This is a genomic window from Paraburkholderia oxyphila NBRC 105797 (assembly GCF_000685075.1).
Lineage (GTDB): Bacteria > Pseudomonadota > Gammaproteobacteria > Burkholderiales > Burkholderiaceae > Paraburkholderia > Paraburkholderia oxyphila.
The window spans coordinates 95,748-112,857 of sequence record NZ_BAYD01000014.1 but is presented as its reverse complement, the minus strand read 5'-3'; the positions used below and the strand labels follow the sequence as shown (position 1 = coordinate 112,857).

At 65.3% G+C, this 17,110-nt stretch carries 14 protein-coding genes and 2 pseudogenes; 4 read left to right on the top strand and 12 right to left on the bottom strand.

What is annotated here, in order from left to right; translation table 11 throughout:
- The first annotated feature begins 88 nt into the window (after nt 1-88).
- The 3 genes from BO1_RS12695 to rsmA are packed head-to-tail and all read left to right on the top strand — an operon-like array spanning nt 89 to nt 3,356.
- Nucleotides 89-1,468, top strand: a complete 1,380-nt coding sequence (locus BO1_RS12695) for a peptidylprolyl isomerase (RefSeq protein WP_028217883.1) — start codon at nt 89-91, stop codon at nt 1,466-1,468.
- A gap of 23 nt (nt 1,469-1,491) precedes the next feature.
- Nucleotides 1,492-2,514: a 4-hydroxythreonine-4-phosphate dehydrogenase PdxA gene (pdxA, locus tag BO1_RS12690; protein WP_028217882.1), complete on the top strand. Its 1,023-nt coding sequence runs from the start codon at nt 1,492-1,494 to the stop codon at nt 2,512-2,514.
- A 14-nt stretch (nt 2,515-2,528) separates the two neighbouring features.
- Nucleotides 2,529-3,356, top strand: coding sequence for a 16S rRNA (adenine(1518)-N(6)/adenine(1519)-N(6))-dimethyltransferase RsmA (rsmA, locus tag BO1_RS12685; protein WP_028217881.1), 828 nt, complete (start codon nt 2,529-2,531; stop codon nt 3,354-3,356).
- 89 nt (nt 3,357-3,445) lie between these two features.
- On the opposite strand, the gene panE is transcribed toward rsmA, so the two are convergent.
- Nucleotides 3,446-4,399: a 2-dehydropantoate 2-reductase gene (gene panE / locus BO1_RS12680; protein WP_028217880.1), complete on the bottom strand. Its 954-nt coding sequence runs from the start codon at nt 4,397-4,399 to the stop codon at nt 3,446-3,448.
- A 222-nt stretch (nt 4,400-4,621) separates the two neighbouring features.
- Here panE and gloA point away from each other — a divergent pair, with 222 nt between their 5' ends.
- Nucleotides 4,622-5,005 (top strand): lactoylglutathione lyase, encoded by a 384-nt coding sequence (gloA, locus tag BO1_RS12675; RefSeq protein ID WP_028217879.1) that lies wholly within the window; start codon nt 4,622-4,624, stop codon nt 5,003-5,005.
- Between the two features lie 677 nt (nt 5,006-5,682).
- Here the strand turns inward: gloA and BO1_RS50775 are convergent.
- The 11 genes and pseudogenes from BO1_RS50775 to ybeY form a co-directional block, all read right to left on the bottom strand.
- A pseudogene (locus tag BO1_RS50775) lies at nt 5,683-6,441 on the bottom strand (IS5 family transposase); the annotation flags it as partial.
- Nucleotides 6,386-6,586: pseudogene (locus tag BO1_RS57395) on the bottom strand (2-dehydropantoate 2-reductase N-terminal domain-containing protein); the annotation flags it as partial. The pseudogenes BO1_RS50775 and BO1_RS57395, both read right to left, overlap by 56 nt.
- Before the next feature lie 374 nt (nt 6,587-6,960).
- The gene (locus tag BO1_RS12665; protein WP_028217878.1) at nt 6,961-7,857 is read right to left on the bottom strand and encodes a M48 family metallopeptidase; all 897 of its coding nucleotides are present in this window, start codon (nt 7,855-7,857) and stop codon (nt 6,961-6,963) included.
- Nucleotides 7,858-7,916: 59 nt separating this feature from the next.
- A complete protein-coding gene (locus tag BO1_RS12660; protein ID WP_028217877.1) occupies nt 7,917-8,678 on the bottom strand; it encodes a lysophospholipid acyltransferase family protein in 762 nt (253 codons plus the stop codon).
- A 47-nt stretch (nt 8,679-8,725) separates the two neighbouring features.
- A complete protein-coding gene (gene gmhB / locus BO1_RS12655; protein WP_028217876.1) occupies nt 8,726-9,289 on the bottom strand; it encodes a D-glycero-beta-D-manno-heptose 1,7-bisphosphate 7-phosphatase in 564 nt (187 codons plus the stop codon).
- Between the two features lie 33 nt (nt 9,290-9,322).
- The gene (gene glyS, locus BO1_RS12650) at nt 9,323-11,422 is read right to left on the bottom strand and encodes a glycine--tRNA ligase subunit beta (protein ID WP_028217875.1); all 2,100 of its coding nucleotides are present in this window, start codon (nt 11,420-11,422) and stop codon (nt 9,323-9,325) included.
- Nucleotides 11,423-11,438: 16 nt separating this feature from the next.
- Nucleotides 11,439-12,446, bottom strand: a complete 1,008-nt coding sequence (gene glyQ, locus BO1_RS50770) for a glycine--tRNA ligase subunit alpha (RefSeq protein WP_084687913.1) — start codon at nt 12,444-12,446, stop codon at nt 11,439-11,441.
- Nucleotides 12,447-12,745: 299 nt separating this feature from the next.
- Nucleotides 12,746-14,452: an apolipoprotein N-acyltransferase gene (lnt, locus tag BO1_RS12640; RefSeq protein ID WP_028217874.1), complete on the bottom strand. Its 1,707-nt coding sequence runs from the start codon at nt 14,450-14,452 to the stop codon at nt 12,746-12,748.
- A gap of 265 nt (nt 14,453-14,717) precedes the next feature.
- Nucleotides 14,718-15,611 carry an HlyC/CorC family transporter gene (locus tag BO1_RS12635; RefSeq protein ID WP_028217873.1) on the bottom strand — a complete coding sequence of 298 codons (894 nt, stop codon included), beginning with the start codon at nt 15,609-15,611 and terminating at the stop codon, nt 14,718-14,720.
- A 169-nt stretch (nt 15,612-15,780) separates the two neighbouring features.
- Nucleotides 15,781-16,449 carry a gamma-glutamylcyclotransferase gene (locus BO1_RS12630; RefSeq protein ID WP_245643778.1) on the bottom strand — a complete coding sequence of 223 codons (669 nt, stop codon included), beginning with the start codon at nt 16,447-16,449 and terminating at the stop codon, nt 15,781-15,783.
- Between the two features lie 193 nt (nt 16,450-16,642).
- Complete coding sequence (gene ybeY, locus BO1_RS12625) at nt 16,643-17,104, bottom strand: rRNA maturation RNase YbeY (protein ID WP_028217871.1); 462 nt, start codon at nt 17,102-17,104, stop codon at nt 16,643-16,645.
- Nucleotides 17,105-17,110 lie beyond the last annotated feature (6 nt).

Below are 17,110 nucleotides of genomic sequence, written 5' to 3'. Positions count from 1 at the left end.
CATGCGGCCCCAGAGCCTCGCGAGCCGGTGCAGTGCGGGGTCGGTGGCATAGAGACGGGCGAAGCGGCCCGCCAACTTTGGAGTATCTGTGGGAATCATGAAAAAGCTTCGCCTGGCAGCGTTCGCTGCGAGTATCTTCGCCGTCGCGGGACTGTTGCCGGCCACGCCGGTGTTCGCGCAGGCGCTCGCGCCCGCGCCCGCCGCTGCTGGCCAGACGGCCGACACGATCGCGGCGATCGTCAACGACGGCGTGATTACGCAGCGCGAGCTCGACAACCGCGTCGGGCTCATCACGCGCCGTCTGAACCAGCAGAACGCGCCGGTTCCGCCCATGGACCAGTTGCAGGCGCAGGTGCTCAACCAGATGGTGCTCGAGCGCATCCAGCTGCAAAAGGCGAAGGAAGACGGCATCTCGGTCGACGACGCCGCCGTGCAGCGCACCCTCGAGCGCCTCGCCCAGGCCAACGGCATGGACCTCGCCACCTACCGCGCGCGCATCGAAGCGGCCGGCGTGCCGTGGGACACGTTCACGAAGGACGCGCGCACCGAACTCACGCTCTCGAAGCTGCGCGAGAAGGAAGTGGACAGCAAGATCTCGGTCTCGGACGCCGAAGTCGCGAACTACATCGCTAGCCAGCGCGGGCCGAACGCAGGCCAGCAAAACGACCTGCACTTCGAGCACATCCTCATCAAGGCGCCGCTGAACGCGTCGCAGACCGACATCGAAGCCGCGCAGAAGAAAGCCGACGATCTGCTGAAAGAGGCGCAATCGGGCAGCAAGTTCTCGAGCCTCGCGAAGTCGAACTCGCAGGCTGCCGACGCCAGCAACGGCGGCGACATGGGCTTCCTGCCGCCTTCGAAGCTGCCGCCCGAGTGGGTGACGGCCGCCTCCACGCTGCGTCCGGGCGAGGTGAACCCCGCGGTGATCCGCACCAACGACGGCTTCGAGATCATCCGTCTCGTCGAGCGCCGCCAGGGGCAGGGCACGAGCGCCTCGGCACCGCAACTCGTGCAGACGCACGTGCGCCACATTCTGCTGCGCGTGGGTGACGGCATGTCCGAGCCGCAGGCGCGCGAGAAGCTGCTGGAAATCAAGAAGGAAGTGCAGGCGGGCGGCGACTTCGCCAAGTTTGCTCACACTTATTCGCAGGACGGCTCGGCCTCGCAAGGCGGCGACCTCGGCTGGATCAGCCCGGGCGAAACCGTGCCCGAGTTCGAGCGCGCGATGAACACGCTGCAGGACGGTCAGATCAGCGACCCGGTGCGCACCGAATACGGCTATCACCTGATCCAGGTGCTGGGCCGCCGCGAGGCGGAAGGCTCGGTTGCGCAGCAGATGGATCTCGCGCGCCAGGCCATCGGCCAGCGCAAGGCGGAGCAGGCTTACGCCGACTGGCTGCGCGAGTTGCGCGACACGGCCTACGTCGACTACAAGATCAGCGGCCTGACGCCGCCGCAGACGCACTGACCCGCCCACCAAGGAACCGCGCCGTGAACGCTCCCGCCACTTCGTCATCTGCGCCGCGGGGGCCGCGGCCGGTCCGCATCGCCATCACCACCGGCGAGCCGGCCGGCGTGGGTCCCGAACTCACCGCCGCGGCGCTCGCAGGCGCCTCGGCGCACTGGCCGGGCGCCGAATTCGTCGTGCTCGGCGACGAGACGCTCATGGAGCGGCGCGCCGCGGCCTCCAACGTCGACTGGGCCGCCGTGCTGGCGGGCCAGCACGTGAGCGTCGAGCACATCGCGCTCGCCGCGCCGGTGAAAGCCGGCAAGCTCGACGCCGCCAACGGACCGTACGTGCTCGCGCTGCTCGACCGCGCCATCGACGGCGCCATGGCGCACGAGTTCGACGCCATCGTGACCGCGCCGCTGCAAAAGAGCACGATCAACGATTCCGGCGTGCCCTTTACCGGCCACACCGAATACCTCGCCGAGCGCACGAAGACGCCGCGCGTGGTCATGATGCTCGCGGGCACGGGCGCGCGACCCTTGCGCGTCGCGCTGGCCACCACGCATCTGCCGCTCAAGGACGTCTCGGCGGCGCTGACCATCGACGGGTTGCTCGAGACCCTGCGCATCGTCGATCACGACCTGCGCCACCATTTTGGCGTGGCCACGCCGCGCATCCTCGTGACGGGCCTGAATCCGCACGCGGGCGAGAACGGCTACCTCGGGCGCGAGGAGATCGACGTCATCTCGCCGGCGCTCGCGAAAGCGACGGCTGAAGGCATCGACGCCCGCGGCCCGTATCCCGCCGATACCCTGTTCCAGCCGCGCTACCTCAACGAGGCCGACTGCGTGCTGGCGATGTTCCACGACCAGGGCCTGCCGGTCCTGAAATACGCAACGTTTGGCGAAGGCATCAACGTGACGCTGGGCCTGCCGATCGTGCGCACCTCGGTCGATCATGGCACCGCGCTCGACCTCGCCGGCACGGGCCGCGCGGACGCGGGCAGCCTGATCGCCGCCATCGACACCGCCGTTTCGATGGCGCGCCACCGGCGCGCCATCTGATTAACCAGACCAAGATGTCCAATAGCAGCAGACAGCACCAGGGCCACTTCGCGCGCAAGCGCTTCGGCCAGAACTTCCTCGTCGACACGGGCGTGATCGACTCGATCGTCGACGTCATTCGCCCGCAGCGCGGCGAACGCATGGTCGAGATCGGGCCGGGCCTCGGCGCGCTCACCGAGCCGCTGATCGAGCGCCTCGCGACGCCCGAGGCGCCGCTGCACGCGGTCGAGCTCGACCGCGACCTCATCGCGCGCCTCACCAAGAAGTTCGGGCCGCTGCTCGAGCTGCATGCGGGCGACGCACTCGCGTTCGACTTCGGCTCGCTCGCCGCGCCGGGCGACAAGCCCTCGCTGCGCATCGTCGGCAACCTGCCGTACAACATATCGAGCCCGCTGCTGTTTCACCTGGCGACTTTCGCGGAGCGCGTGATCGACCAGCACTTCATGCTGCAGAACGAAGTGGTCGAGCGCATGGTGGCGGAGCCGGGCAGCAAGGCGTTCAGCCGCCTCACGGTGATGCTGCAGTATCGCTACGTGATAGACAAGCTGCTCGACGTGCCGCCCGAGTCGTTCCAGCCGCCGCCCAAGGTGGATTCGGCCATCGTGCGCATGATTCCGTATGCGCCGCACGAACTGCCGCAAGTGGACGAGGCGATTCTCGGCGAACTCGTGACGGCGGCGTTCTCGCAACGCCGCAAGATGCTGCGCAACACGCTTGGCGATTATCGCGACCGGGTGGATTTCGAGGCGCTCGGCTTCGATCTCGCGCGCCGCGCGGAAGACGTGCCGGTGGAGGAGTATGTGCGCGTCGCCCAGGCGCTCGGTAAAGCGCCAGCAGCTTAATAATGTTCAAGCATCAGGGGCAGGGCGGCGCGCTCGGGCTCCCAGACGGCGACGCTCACGCGTTGCCGTCTGCTTGGCTCAATAAGAGGTCAACCCGCTTCCGGGCGTTGTGCCTCGTACGCCTTGAGCTGGCTGTAGACGATCCGCAGCACCGAAAGCTCGCTCGATGCGCGCTGCGCCGCGCCGCCGCGCCGGATCAGATCGCCCAGAACGTGGTCGGCCTCGATGCGTGCGCCGTTCTGCACGTCCCGCAGCATCGAAGCGGTTAGCGTCGAGCCGGTGGCGAACAGCATCGCGCGCGAGCGTTCAACGAAGCTGTCGCGGACCGCGTGGTCGTGCTCGGCGGCCACGGTGCGGCATTCCGCGAAGAGACGCTCGACCGTTGCCGCGCCGTCAGGCGTCGCGACAATGACGCCCACGGGCGCGCGGAACAGACACGTGCTGCCCGCGAGCGTCGCAAGGAACACCCACTTTTCCCACATTTCCTGCAGGATTTGAGCGCTGGCCTTCACGTTGAAGCCGGCGTTGCTGAACGTATCGGCGATGGCCTGTACACGCGGCGAGACGCCGTTGCCGAGTTCGCCGAACGTGATGGCATGCGCGTCGTTCAGATGGACGATTTCGCGCTTGTCGTTGAGCGTGGAGGCGATCAGGCAGACACCACCGAGCACGGCCTGCGTACCGAAGCGCGCCTGCAGCACGTCCAGATGGCGCATGCCGTTGAGCAGCGGCAGGATGACCGTCTGGGGCCCGACGGCCGCCGCGAACGAATCGATGGCGTTGTCGAGGTCGTACGCCTTGCAACTGAGCAGCACGACGTCGAATGGCTGCACGCTCTGCGACTCGAGCGCTTCGCGCGTCACCGTCTTCGGATCGCGCAGCGTGAGATCGCCGCCGTGCGGACTGCGGATCACGAGGCCATCCTTGCGCAACTGCTCCGCGCGCGCCTCGCGCACCAGAAACGTCACATCGCGTCCCGCCGCGGCAAGGCGTCCGCCGAAATAGCCGCCCGTCGCTCCTGCACCTACCACCAGAATCCGCATGTCGACTCCTTTGCTTCCTTTCATTGTCAGTAACGCTGGCCGGTGACTGCGCGCATGCGGCACCGGCCATTTCGAGATGGCGTCCATGCTAGAGCAAATCGGTGCGGCCTGCTTGGGGCGGTTTGCTTGGGGCGGTTTGGCTGGCGCATCCTGCCGGCGTGGGCAGGGCGGGCGGGATTTTGGTACAGTCGCGTTTTTGACGACGGCAAAACGGAGTACACGATGCGCCTTCTGCACACGATGATCCGGGTTGGCGACCTGGACCGATCGATCAAGTTCTATACCGAATTGCTCGGCATGAAACTGCTGCGCCGCGATGACTATCCCGATGGCAAGTTCACGCTGGCGTTTGTTGGCTATACCGATGAGCGTGATGGCACGGTGATCGAGCTTACGCATAACTGGGATACGCCTGCTTATGACCTTGGGACTGGTTTTGGTCACCTGGCGGTGGAAGTGGATGATGCTTACACCGCCTGCGAGAAGATCAAGGCGCAGGGTGGTACGGTCGTGCGTGAGGCTGGTCCGATGAAGCATGGCACGACGGTGATCGCGTTTGTGACGGACCCGGATGGGTATAAGATCGAGTTTATTCAGAGGAAGTAGGGATTGTCCTTACGGCGCTATCGGATTGTTCTGATATCGCCGCTGTGTTTGCTAAAAAGTATTGCCATTCAAAGAATCGCCCGACAATAGAGAATAAATAAAAAGCGATTTGTACAAATTTAAATATTCTTCCTGAAGATCGAATGAAAATTCGGACGCTATTAGAAGGCGTTCGCTAGCGCTGCAAACTCTTGCTAAAACCGAGAATATTATTTCTTGCGTATAGCATAGGATACAAATCGATACAAATATTTTGACATCCTAATTTAAAGATGGTTGGGCGCCATCTCATAAGCTGCAGGATGCGTATCGGCGCGAATATTGAGACAAATTCTGGACATTCTGGCGTTGTTCCCAGTGCCCATTTCAGAGCATTCCTATATACGTAAAAGTAGCAATAACCGAGACTCCGCATTCGGCCCTTAAGCAGAAACCGGTTCGGTGAAGCGCACAACCGTGTATTCGGCAGCGCGTGACCCGGTAGCAGGAAGCTCAAGGCGTCCTTGACCAGCCCTGTTCACGCCAGTGTGGACCGGCTGCATCGTACCTACTGCGTTCTCTGCCTCGGCGAAGAAGAGTCCATGCATTCGACCATCCATACTGATGCTTCAGTAGCTATCCGAAATGGCGGCATATTCGCGCGTTTGTCCGATGTAGTTGCAATCGCAGGTGGCGCGCTACTGACAGCCCGTGCGCCGGGGATTCCTGAGGATCATGCGCAGGTTGTGGCCCGCGCCACACAGCACCGCGTGCATCGCGTCGCCGAGCGCGCCTTTGAGCCAGTTGCGATCGAGTTTTCCGTCTGTCTTCATGTGACCTATGGCCGGCTCGATTGCGCTTCGCCGTCTAATCATCGTGCGTAGTCCGCGAGTGATGCCCCGCCGCAATCCCGGGTGGTAGATCTTCACGCCATCAACCGCGACACCCTTGTATCCGCGGTCGACGATGGCGACTTCCGGCGTGGCGTCGCTCAGGATTGCCGCTTGTTCCAGCGCTTCAGCCAGCGTATGACCGTCGTAAGGATTGCCCGGCATCGAGCGCATGCCAACCACCAGTCCTTCCTTGTGGGTCGTCGTGATCGACACTTTCACCCCGAATTCGTACGGCTTGCGGGCCTTACCCTTGGCCAGACACTCGACTTCCGGTGCATGCAGCGCATAAAGCTTGTTCTTGTCCTTCGGCTTTTGCGTCAGGATGCGCTTTGTTCGGTCTATCAACTCCTGCAACGCAGTGCGGCCATGATCGGCAACCGAGACGAGTTGCCGCTCGACGTCACGCATTACCCGCCCAACGCGCGAACGCAGCGTGCGCAACGCTTTCCTCATGCGCTTGTACTGCTTCGCATGTGCGTAGCGGCCAATCTGCAGGCCCAGACGCGGCGCCTCGCGGTTGTAGTTCTGCCTCAGCTTCAGACCGTGCCGCGCCGCGGCCTTCAGGCTCGTAGATGGGAACGCCGCCATTGTTGAGCAGGTCGATCTTGGACCGGTCGACGTCAAGGCAGAGAACGTGATTGCCCAATTCGGCAAGGCACGCGCCTGTGACCAAGCCGACGTAACCGCTTCCAACGATTGTGACTTTCATGAATCCAGAAGCCTCCGGGAGCTCGGGGTGTTGAAATCAGATTAGGCAGATGTGTGCCCAGCCCCAATTCTCGAGACACGGCGAGCCGCATCAAGTGCGAAGACCGTCGCGCATTAGAACGTCTCGAATCGAGGCGGCTTTTACCGTATCGCTGTTGTCGGCGATGGCGATATCAGCGATTTCTGAAAGAATCCGGGAATTGCTTCAGGTGTCGCGCTCGATCAAATCGCGTGGATTTTATGGATTCGCGCGCCTGCCGTGTGGGCAGGGCGGAAAAAGGAAAAACCGGAAAACAACCATGGGGGAATGTTCGCACGTAGGCGCTGCAAGCCGGTGCCGGTAATAAGAGCCAAAGCTCGATAGGACGTCTGCCCTCACATCCCCGGCACCATCTCCGGCGGATGCTGCTTGAGCTGCTTCCTTGCCTCACGAAACTCAGGAAAAATAGACTCCACGGTCTGCCAGAACCGCGGACTATGGTTCATCTCGCGCAAATGCGCGAGCTCATGCGCCACAACATAGTCCACAACCGAAAGCGGAAAATGAATCAACCGCCAGTTGAGCCTGATTCTGCCTTCGCTTGAGCAACTCCCCCACCGCGTCATAGCCGAAGAAAGCGCATAAGACCGAAACGTAACGCCAAGCTTGGCGGCATAAACCGCGAGCCGTTCCCCAAAAACCCGCGTAGCCTCTCCCTGAAGCCACCCAGTCACACGATCCTTGATCTGCTGCGCATCCGCATGCAGCGGCAGCGGCAACGCCAGCACGCGCGTCTCCTGATCAAACGCCAGCACAGAAGCTCCAAGCCTCACCCGCAACGGCTTCCCGAGAAACGGCAACTCCGCACCATCCCCCCATTCCACGCGCGGCAACGCTCGTTGCTCAACCCGCGTCTGCCACTCAATCAGCTTTGCAAAGATCCATCTCTGCTTCTCAGCAATCGCAGTTTCAATATCCGCAATCGTCACCCACCGAGGCGCCGTAATCGTGAGCCCGGTCCCATCAATAGCAAACCCGATCGACTTGCGCGAAGACCGCTTGAGCCGATACCGCAGCGTGCGCGCTCCCAGCTCGAGCGTGCGCAGCCGCGTCCCATCAGGCGCAAGCGGCCCTGAAGGCGCCCTGAAAGGCGACTGCGTGTGAGAAGGAGCAGCAGAAAACGGCACCGAAGGCGAGGGCGTACCACTCGTCGCCGGCTCCGCAAAGAGCGGCAAATCGAGTTGCCCGTTATCGAGCGCCGCAGTAGGGCGCGGCGGAGGTGACTTCTGCATCTTCAGTCTTGTTGCGGGATTGCGCGCGTGGCGCGCCCGGTCGGCTTACCGCTGGAGCGTCAAATCCTCGCGGCGTCCGCCGAAGCGCCATCCGTTTCGCGATAGGCATCCGGATCGATACGCCGCATTTCGGCCTCGATCCACTGCTCCACACGCGTATTCACCTGGTCGGGCGTGAGTCCGGTTGTCTCGATCGGCTTGCCGATCGACACCGTGACTATACCCGGATACTTGATAAACGAGTTACGGGGCCAGACGTGTCCCGCGTTGTGCGCGATCGGCACGACGGGCGCACCGGTGGAAATCGCAAAGCGCGCGCCGCCGGTCTTGTACTTGCCCTGCTTGCCCACCGGCGTGCGCGTGCCTTCGGGGAACATGATGACCCATGCGCCTTCGGCCATGCGCGCCTTGCCCTGGCGCGTCACGGAGGCGAACGCGTACTTGCCTTCCTTACGGTCGATGTGAACCATCTTCAGCATGCCCAGCGCCCAGCCGAAGAACGGCACGTACAGCAGTTCGCGCTTGAACACATAGCACATCGGCCGCGGCATCAGCGCGGGAAACGCGAGCGTTTCCCAGGCCGACTGGTGCTTCGAGAGCAGCACGGCCGGTCCGTTGGGCAGGTTCTCCTTGCCTTCGATGCGGTAGCGGATGCCGTTGAGCCAGCGCGCGACGAACAGCGTCGAGCGGCACCAGCCCACGGCCATCCAGTAGCGCCGTGCGGCGTTCATGAACGGGAACGCGATGAAGCATGCCGTCGCGTAAGGGATCGTGTAGACGATCAGGTAGATGAACAGCAGCAGGGAGCGGATGAAGCGCATCGATTGGGACCGTTCGGAGGGCAGGGCGGCAGTGGGCCAGGGCGGTGTCAAGCCGGCTCGTTCGCGAGGAAGTCGAGCACGAACGCGCGCAGGTCGGCGTGCACTTTCGTGCCTTCGGGCAGGCCGCCGGCCGCTTGCGTCTTCTCGCCCTTGCCCGTGAGCACGAGGTGCGTGGGAAAGCCAAGCACCGCGCCCGCTTCCAGGTCGCGTAGCGAATCGCCCACCACGGGCGTGTCGGCGGGATCGATCTCGAAGCGGTCGGCGATCATCTTGAGCATGCCGGGCTTGGGCTTGCGGCAGTCGCAATGGTCCTGCGCGGTGTGCGGGCAGAAGAACACGGCGTCGATGCGCCCGCCCACCGCGGCGGCCTGGCGCTGCATCTTCGCGTGCATTTCGTTGAGCGCCGTCGTGTCGAACAGGCCCCGGCCAATGCCGGACTGATTCGTCGCGACGGCCACACGATAGCCCGCCTGGTTCAGGCGGGCTATCGCTTCGAGGCTGCCCGGAAGCGCAATCCATTCGTCGGCCGATTTGATGAACGCGTCGGAATCGACGTTGATCACGCCGTCGCGGTCGAGGATCACGAGTTTGCGGCTGGTGCTGGTCGGCATGGCGTCGCGTTCAGTTGAGGGTCACGACGGCCATCACGCGGCGAGGCGCGAGATGTCGGCCACGCTGTTCATCTGGCGATGCAGCGCCTTGAGCAGCGCGAGGCGGTTCGCACGCAGCGCCGGGTCTTCCGCGTTCACCATCACGTCGTTGAAGAACGTGTCGACGGTTTCGCGCAGTGCCGCGAGCGCCGTGAGCGCGCCCGTGTACTCGCGCGCGGCCAGTTGCGTCTGCACGCGCGGCGTGACCTGCTCGAGCTGCGCGAAGAGCGCCTTTTCCGCGTTTTCCACGAAGAGGGCGCTCTGCACGCCTGCGTCCTCCACACCCTCGGACTTCTTGAGGATGTTCGAGATGCGCTTGTTGGCCGCCGCGAGCGAGGCCGCTTCCTCGAGCGCAGCGAATTCGCGCACGGCGTCGAGTCGCGCGACGATGTCGTCGAGGCGCGTGGGGTTCATCGCGAGCACCGCGTCGATTTCCTGCGCCGCGTAGCCGCGTTCGCGCAGCAGGCCGCGCAGGCGGTCCATGCAGAATTCGTAGATCGCTTGCGTCGATTCCGTCACCGCTTCGATGCCGGCAAATTGCGTGTACGTGGCGCGCAGCAGTTCGACGAGGTCGAGCGGCAGTTGCTTCTCGACCAGGATGCGCAGCACGCCCAGCGCGTGGCGGCGCAGTGCGAACGGGTCCTTTTCGCCGGTCGGCGCGAGGCCGATGCCCCAGATGCCCACGAGCGTTTCGAGCTTGTCCGCGAGCGCGACGATCGTGCCCGTGGCCGTGCCCGGCAGGGCGTCGCCGGAGAAGCGCGGCTGGTAGTGCTCGGTGCACGCGAGCGCCACTTCTTCCGCTTCGCCGTCGTGACGCGCGTAGTAGGTGCCCATCGTGCCTTGCAGCTCGGGGAACTCGCCCACCATGTCGGTCAGCAGGTCGGCCTTGGCGAGGCGCGCGCCGCGTTCGGCGAGCGCGATGTTGGCGCCGCTCATCAAGGCGATGGCGCCCGCGAGCGCTTCGAGGCGCTCCACGCGCTGCAGCTGCGAGCCGAGCTTGTTGTGATAGACCACGTTCGCGAGCAGCGGCACGCGCTCGGCCAGCGGCTTCTTCTTGTCCTGCTCGAAGAAGAACTTGGCGTCTGCGAGGCGCGGGCGCACGACGCGCTCGTTGCCTTCCACGATCTCGCCCGGCGTTTCGGTCTCGATGTTCGAGACGATCAGGAAGCGCGAGCGCAGGCGGCCTGCGTCGTCGGTGAGCGCGAAGTACTTCTGGTTCGTCTGCATCGTGAGGATCAGGCATTCCTGCGGCACTTGCAGGAATTCGTCCTCGAACTTGCACGCGTAGACGACCGGCCATTCGACGAGCGAGTTCACTTCGTCGAGCAGCGCTTCGGGCATCACGACCTTGTCGTCGCCGGCCTGTTCGATGAGCTGTTCGCGGATCGCTTCGCGGCGGTCCGCGTAGCTCGCAATCACGTGGCCCTTGTGCTGCAGCGTGTGCGCGTAGTCGTCGGCGCGCGTGATGGCGACCGGGCCATGCGAGAGGAAGCGGTGGCCGCGCGTGGTGTCGCCGGCGTCGATGCCGAATGCCGTCACGGGCACGATCTGGTCGCCGTGCAGGACCGTCAGGCGGTGCACGGGGCGCACGAACTGCACGTTGCTGCCGTCCGGGCGCTGGTAGGTCATGACCTTCGGGATCGGCAGCTTGGCGAGCGCTTCGTCGAGCACGGCCTGCAGGCCGTCGGCGAGCGTGGCGCCCGGCGCCGAGTAGCGCAGGAAGAACGCCTCGTTCTTGCCGTCGCTGGCGCGTTCGAGGTCGCTCACGGGGAAGTCGGGGAAGCCGAGCGCCGCGAGTTTCTTCGCGAGCGGCGCGGTGGGCTGGCCGTTGGCGTCGAGAGCGACCGAAACGGGCAGCACTTTTTCGCGCACCTGCTTTTCGGGCGCGACGCTGCGCACGTTCTTGATCGTCACGGCGAGGCGGCGCGGCGTGGCGAAGCGTTCGAACGAGAGGTCGCCTTCGATCAGGTCGCGCGCGGCGAGGCGCTGCGCGATGCCTTCGGCGAACGCGTCGCCAAGGCGTGCGAGGGCCTTCGGCGGCAATTCCTCGGTCAGCAGTTCAACGAGGAGAGTGGCGTGATGAGCTTGGGTCATTGTTCTGGAGATCCGGTCATTCCTCGTCGAACTTGCGTTCGACCTTCAGCGGCGGCGCCCAGGCGGGCATCGCGGCGTCCTGTTCGTCGGTGGTCAGGCCCGGCACGCCGTGCACCGGATTGCCGAGCATCGGGAAGCCAAGCTTCTCGCGCGAGTCGTAGTACGACTGCGCGACGCTGCGCGAGAGCGCGCGAATGCGGCCGATGTATGCCGCGCGCTCCGTCACGGAGATCGCGCCGCGTGCGTCGAGCAGGTTGAACGTGTGGCCGGCCTTGAGCACGAGCTCGTAGGCGGGCAGCGCGAGCTGCAGGTCGATCATGCGCTTCGCTTCGCTCTCGTACGCGTTGAAGAACGTGAACAGCAGGTCGACGTTCGCGTGCTCGAAGTTGTACGTGGATTGCTCGACTTCGTTCTGGTGGTAGACGTCGCCGTAGGTGAGGCGGCGCAGCTCGGGGCCGTTCGGGCCTTCCTCTTCCCACTCGGTCCAGACGAGGTCGTAGACGTTCTCGACCTTCTGCAGGTACATCGCGAGGCGTTCGAGACCGTAGGTGATTTCGCCGAGCACCGGCTTGCAGTCGATGCCGCCCACCTGCTGGAAGTAGGTGAACTGCGTGACTTCCATGCCGTTCAGCCAGACTTCCCAGCCGAGGCCCCAGGCGCCGAGCGTGGGGTTCTCCCAGTCGTCCTCGACGAAGCGCACGTCGTTCTGCTTCAGGTCGAAGCCGAGCGCCTCGAGCGAGCCGAGGTACAGGTCGAGGATGTTCTCCGGCGCGGGCTTGAGCACCACCTGATACTGGTAGTAGTGCTGCAGGCGGTTCGGGTTCTCGCCGTAGCGGCCGTCCTTCGGACGGCGCGACGGCTGCACGTAGGCCGCGCGCCACGGCTCGGGGCCGATCGCGCGCAGGAAGGTGTGGACGTGCGAGGTGCCGGCGCCGACTTCCATGTCGATCGGCTGGAGCAGCGCGCAGCCCTGCTTGTCCCAGTAAGACTGGAGCGTCAGGATGATTTGCTGAAACGTGAGCATGTGTGCCTGCAGTGTCTTTTAGGGCGAAAGGCGTGGGCTGCGGCGGCGAGGGCGGCCAGGCGCGGCCGGGTGTGGCTTTCGGCGCGTGGCGGCGTCCCTTGCGTGCTGCGGTCCCGGCCCCCGGTCAGAAGGGGCGGCCCGGTGCTAAAACCTTGAATTTTACCGGATTGGCGGGGCGTTGAGACCGCTGCGGGGTTCCGGGGGAATTTCTGTGTTGACGTTGCGCTGCAGCGGCATCGATTACCGGTGCCGTAACGAAGTAGCGGCAGCCACGCGAGGGGCCGCCGCTTCGCGCGTCATCACGCCTTCTTGCGCCCTAGCCGCACCGGCCCGAACGCAAAGCCGAGCGCCAGCAACAGCAGCGACGCGGCGATCACGATGTCGTTGCCGCTCCTCACGTAGGGCGTGAAGCCTTGCGTGCCTTCCACGCGCACGTCGAGCGAGCCCACGGTGAAGCTGGGCAGGCGCGCGATCACGTTGCCGTGGGCGTCGATGGCGGCGGTGGCGCCCGTGTTGGTCGCGCGCAGCATCGGCCGGCCGGTTTCGAGCGAGCGCATGCGCGCGATCTGCAGATGCTGGTCGAGCGCGATGGTGTCGCCGAACCAGGCGAGGTTGGTCGAGTTGATGAGGATGCCCGGCGAGGTCGGGCTCTCGCGCACGGTGCGCGCGATTTCCTCGCCGAAGATGTCCTCGTAGCAGATATCGACGGCCACCGGCTGGTTGTGCACGAGGAACGGCGGTTGCACGGGGGCGCCGCGCGCGAAGTCGCCGAGCGGGATGTTCATGAGATTCACGAACCAGTGGAAGCCCCAGGGCACGAATTCGCCGAAGGGCACGAGGTGGTGCTTGTCGTAGCGGTACAGGCCGTTGTGCCCCGGTGTGATGCCAAACAGGCTGTTGGTGTAGTCGACCACGCGCCCATCCGGCGTGATGGTGCCGCCCACGGCGCCGAACAGGATTGACGTGCCGGTGCCGTCGGCGAACGCGCGGACGTCGCGGCCGAACTTCTCGGGGATTTCCTGCATGAGCACGGGAATCGCGGTCTCGGGCGTGACGACGAGGTCGGCGGGTTTTTCGGTGATCAGCTTCTGGAATTCGGCGAGCGAGTCCACGAGGCCGGACTCGGAGAACTTCATGTCCTGCTTCACGTTGCCTTGCAGGAGGCGTATGTTCAGCGGCGTGTTTTCGGGGTGCGTCCAGTTGACGAGCGGCAGCAGCAAGCCCGCGGCGATCACCGCAATGGCGGCCACGACAGGCGTAGCGATCCCGCCGCGCGGCGCGCCGCCGGTGGCAGGCGCGAGCGCATCCGGACGCGCTTTGCGCACCTGCATGAGCGCCTGCACGGCCAGCGCCGCGACGAGCGCGAGCACCCAGCCCACGCCATAAACCCCAACGATCGGCGCAAATCCGGCGAGCGGCCCGTCCACCTGCGCGTAGCCGCTGGAGAGCCACGGGAAGCCGGTGAAGACATAGCCGCGCGCCCATTCGCCGAGCGCCCAGGCGCTCGCGAATGCGAAGGCGCCATGCCATGTCGGCGAAAACGGCAGCGTGCCGTTGCTCACGCGTGCGTTGCTCGCGTGTCCCGCGCAGAACGACCAGACGAACGCAGCGAGCGCCGAATAGAGGCCCAGGTAGAGCGAAAAGAGCACAACCGCCGCGCCCGCGAGCACGGCGGGCATGCCGCCGTAGAAGTGCATGCTCACGTAGAGCCACCAGACGCCGCTCACGAAGTTGCCGAAGCCGAATGCCCAGCCGGTGAAGAGCGCGCTCTTCCAGCCCGTGGTGCGCGTGAGCCAGAAGTAAAAGCCCGCGAAGATCGCGATTTCGAGCCACCCGCCGTGTGGCGTGGGGGCGAACGAGAGCGTGTTGAGCGCGCCCAGTGCGGCGGCGGCGAGGTAGTGCCACGTGGGCAGGGCGCGGCGCGCCGCAGCGTCGCCTTTGCCGGCGGCGGTGGTGTCAGCGGTGCGCGCGCCGTTGCGCGCGCGGGAATCGATCGGTTCAGCCATGAATGTGCTTGGGCGCTGCAGTCCGGCTGCAGGGGCGCTCGGGGCGCGGGTTGCAAAACGTTCGCCGCACGCGCCGTGCGTGCAGCGAGCGCAACGATAGCATTTTCGCGCGTCGGCAATGTGTGGCGTCGGGGCGGTCGTTTGGGGACCGATCGCGCGCGGCTCACGCTACGCGTGCCACAAGGTAAAACGCCGGCCCGAGGGCCGGCGTCGTCCGAAGTGCTTGGCGTACCGATAGCGCTTAAAGCGCTTTGCGCTGGTGGTGTCAGGTCCCCGGCGGCTGCAGCGCGGCTTCGCGCTGGCCCGCGAGCGGGTCGCGGCGCACGAGCAGCATGTGCACCTGGCGGGCGTCGGCGCGCAGGACCTCGAAAATCAGGTCGTCGATGCGCACTTTTTCGCCGCGATGCGGCACGTGCCCGAAATGGTGCGTGACGAACCCGCCGATGGTATCGACTTCATCGTCCGAGTAATGGGTGCCGAACGCATCGTTGAACTGCTCGATCTCGGTGAGCGCGCGCACGCGGAAGCGCCCGTCGGGCGAGGCGATGATGTTGCCGCTTTCCTCGTCGAAGTCGTATTCGTCCTCGATGTCGCCGACGATCTGCTCGAGCACGTCCTCGATCGTGATGAGGCCGGCCACGCCGCCGTATTCGTCCACGACGATGGCGATGTGATTGCGGTTCTGGCGAAAGTCGTGCAGCAGCACGTTCAGGCGCTTGGACTCGGGGATGAACACGGCCGGGCGCAGCATGCCGCGCACGTCGAATTCCTCTTCGGCGTAGTAGCGCAGCAGGTCTTTCGCGAGCAGCACGCCAATCACGTTGTCGCGGTTGCCTTCGTAGACTGGATAGCGCGAGTGCGCCTTGTCCAGCACGAAGGGGATGAACTGGTCGGGGGTCTCGGCGATGTTGATCGCATCCATCTGGGCGCGCGGCACCATGATGTCGCGCGCGCAGAGCTCGGACACCTGAAATACGCCCTCGATCATCGAAAGCGAATCGGCGTCGATCAGATTGCGCGCGTGCGCGTCCTGGAGGATTTCGAGAAGCTCGCTGCGCGAGTCGGGCTCGGGCGAGATGAAGTCGGTCAGCCGCTCGAGGAGGGAGCGCTTTTCCTGCGGTTTGTCGGTTTGTCGTCGACTGGGATAGGAGTCGTTCATGGTGGTGCGCCCTGGGCCTCTTGATGGCGGGGCGCGCTGTTGCGGATAGGAAAGGATACAACATGCATGTGGCACGCCCGTGTAGGGCATGCCCGCAGATCAATCCTAACCTGGATGCGGGGCGCTCGTGCGATGGAACAAACCCGCGGCCCGGCGCGACGGCACCGGCTCACGCGCAGCGCGCGAGCAGCCGCTCCAGCGCCCGGTCGGGCATGCCGCTCTCGCGCAGCGCCTCCACGGTGCGCCGCACGTAGTCGAGCGTCGTGCCATAGCGGCCCTCGGCACAGCCGAACACGGTGCGCACCGTGTTTTCATCGAGCTTGCCGGTGTAAGTGGGCACATCGCGGCGCATGACGAAGGCGAGCGCCGCGACGCGCCGGCCGTCGGCGAGCGCGCAGGGCAGCCAGGCGGGCCGATACGATCCCATCGGCATTTCGCGGCGCCAGAGCGCTTCCAGATGCGGCATGACGCCATCGGCGCCCAAGCGAAAGGCCACGCCGGCGCACGAGCCGCCACGGTCGAGCGCAAGCACGAGGCCCGGTTGCTCGGGCGTGCCGCGATTCACGCGTGACCACAAATAGAGCCCGCGATGGTAGCCGTGCACGCGAGAGCGCACGTTTTCGACGGTCGGCAGGCCCGGGTTCCAGATCAGCGAGCCATAGCCGAACAGCCAGATGTCGCTCGTGCGGTCCCATTGCTGGAGCGTGCAGTCGAGCGACGCGCGCAGTTCGTCTTCGCTGAGCAGGCGCGGCTCGCCGAGCGACGGCGGATAGCCGGGGCAAGGCAGCGCCGTGCTGGCGTGGGACACTCGCCCGGAGGGCTTGCCGCCCGCGGACAAGGGTTTCTCGCCGGAGGCCGCCCCGCCGGAGGGCGCTCCGCCGGAGGGCGCTCCGCCGGAGGGCGCTCCGCCAGAGGGCGCCCCGCCAGAGGGCGCTCCGCCATCCATCAGCGGTTCGGAAACATCACCGGAATCGTTCGCGCGCTTGTCGTTCATATCGGACGTGGCAGGGCGGGAAAGACCAGCCGAGGCCTTACTTGTACGGATCGGGAAAGCCGAGCGAGTTGAGGACTTCGGTCTCGATGCCTTCCATCTCTTCGGCTTCGGCGTCGTCCTCGTGATCGTAGCCTTGCGCGTGCAGCGTGCCGTGCACGAGCAGGTGCGCGTAGTGCGCCGACAGCGGCTTGCCCTGCTCGGCGGCTTCCTTCTCCACCACCGGGCAGCAGAGGATCAGGTCGCCCGTCACGGGGTCGTCCTCGCTCTCGGCGTAGGCGAAGGTGAGGACGTTGGTCGCATAGTCCTTGCCGCGATACTGGCGGTTGAGCGTGCGGCCTTCGTCGGCGTCGACGAAGCGCACGGTCAGCTCGGCATCGGCGAAGAGGGCGGCCTTCACCCACGCTGCCACGGTCGCCCGTGGCAGCGCGGCCTTGTGCTCGGGAAACGCCTTCGCGGCGGGGAACTGCACGTTCAGTTTGAGTTTCGGTGCGCGGGGCATGGTGCG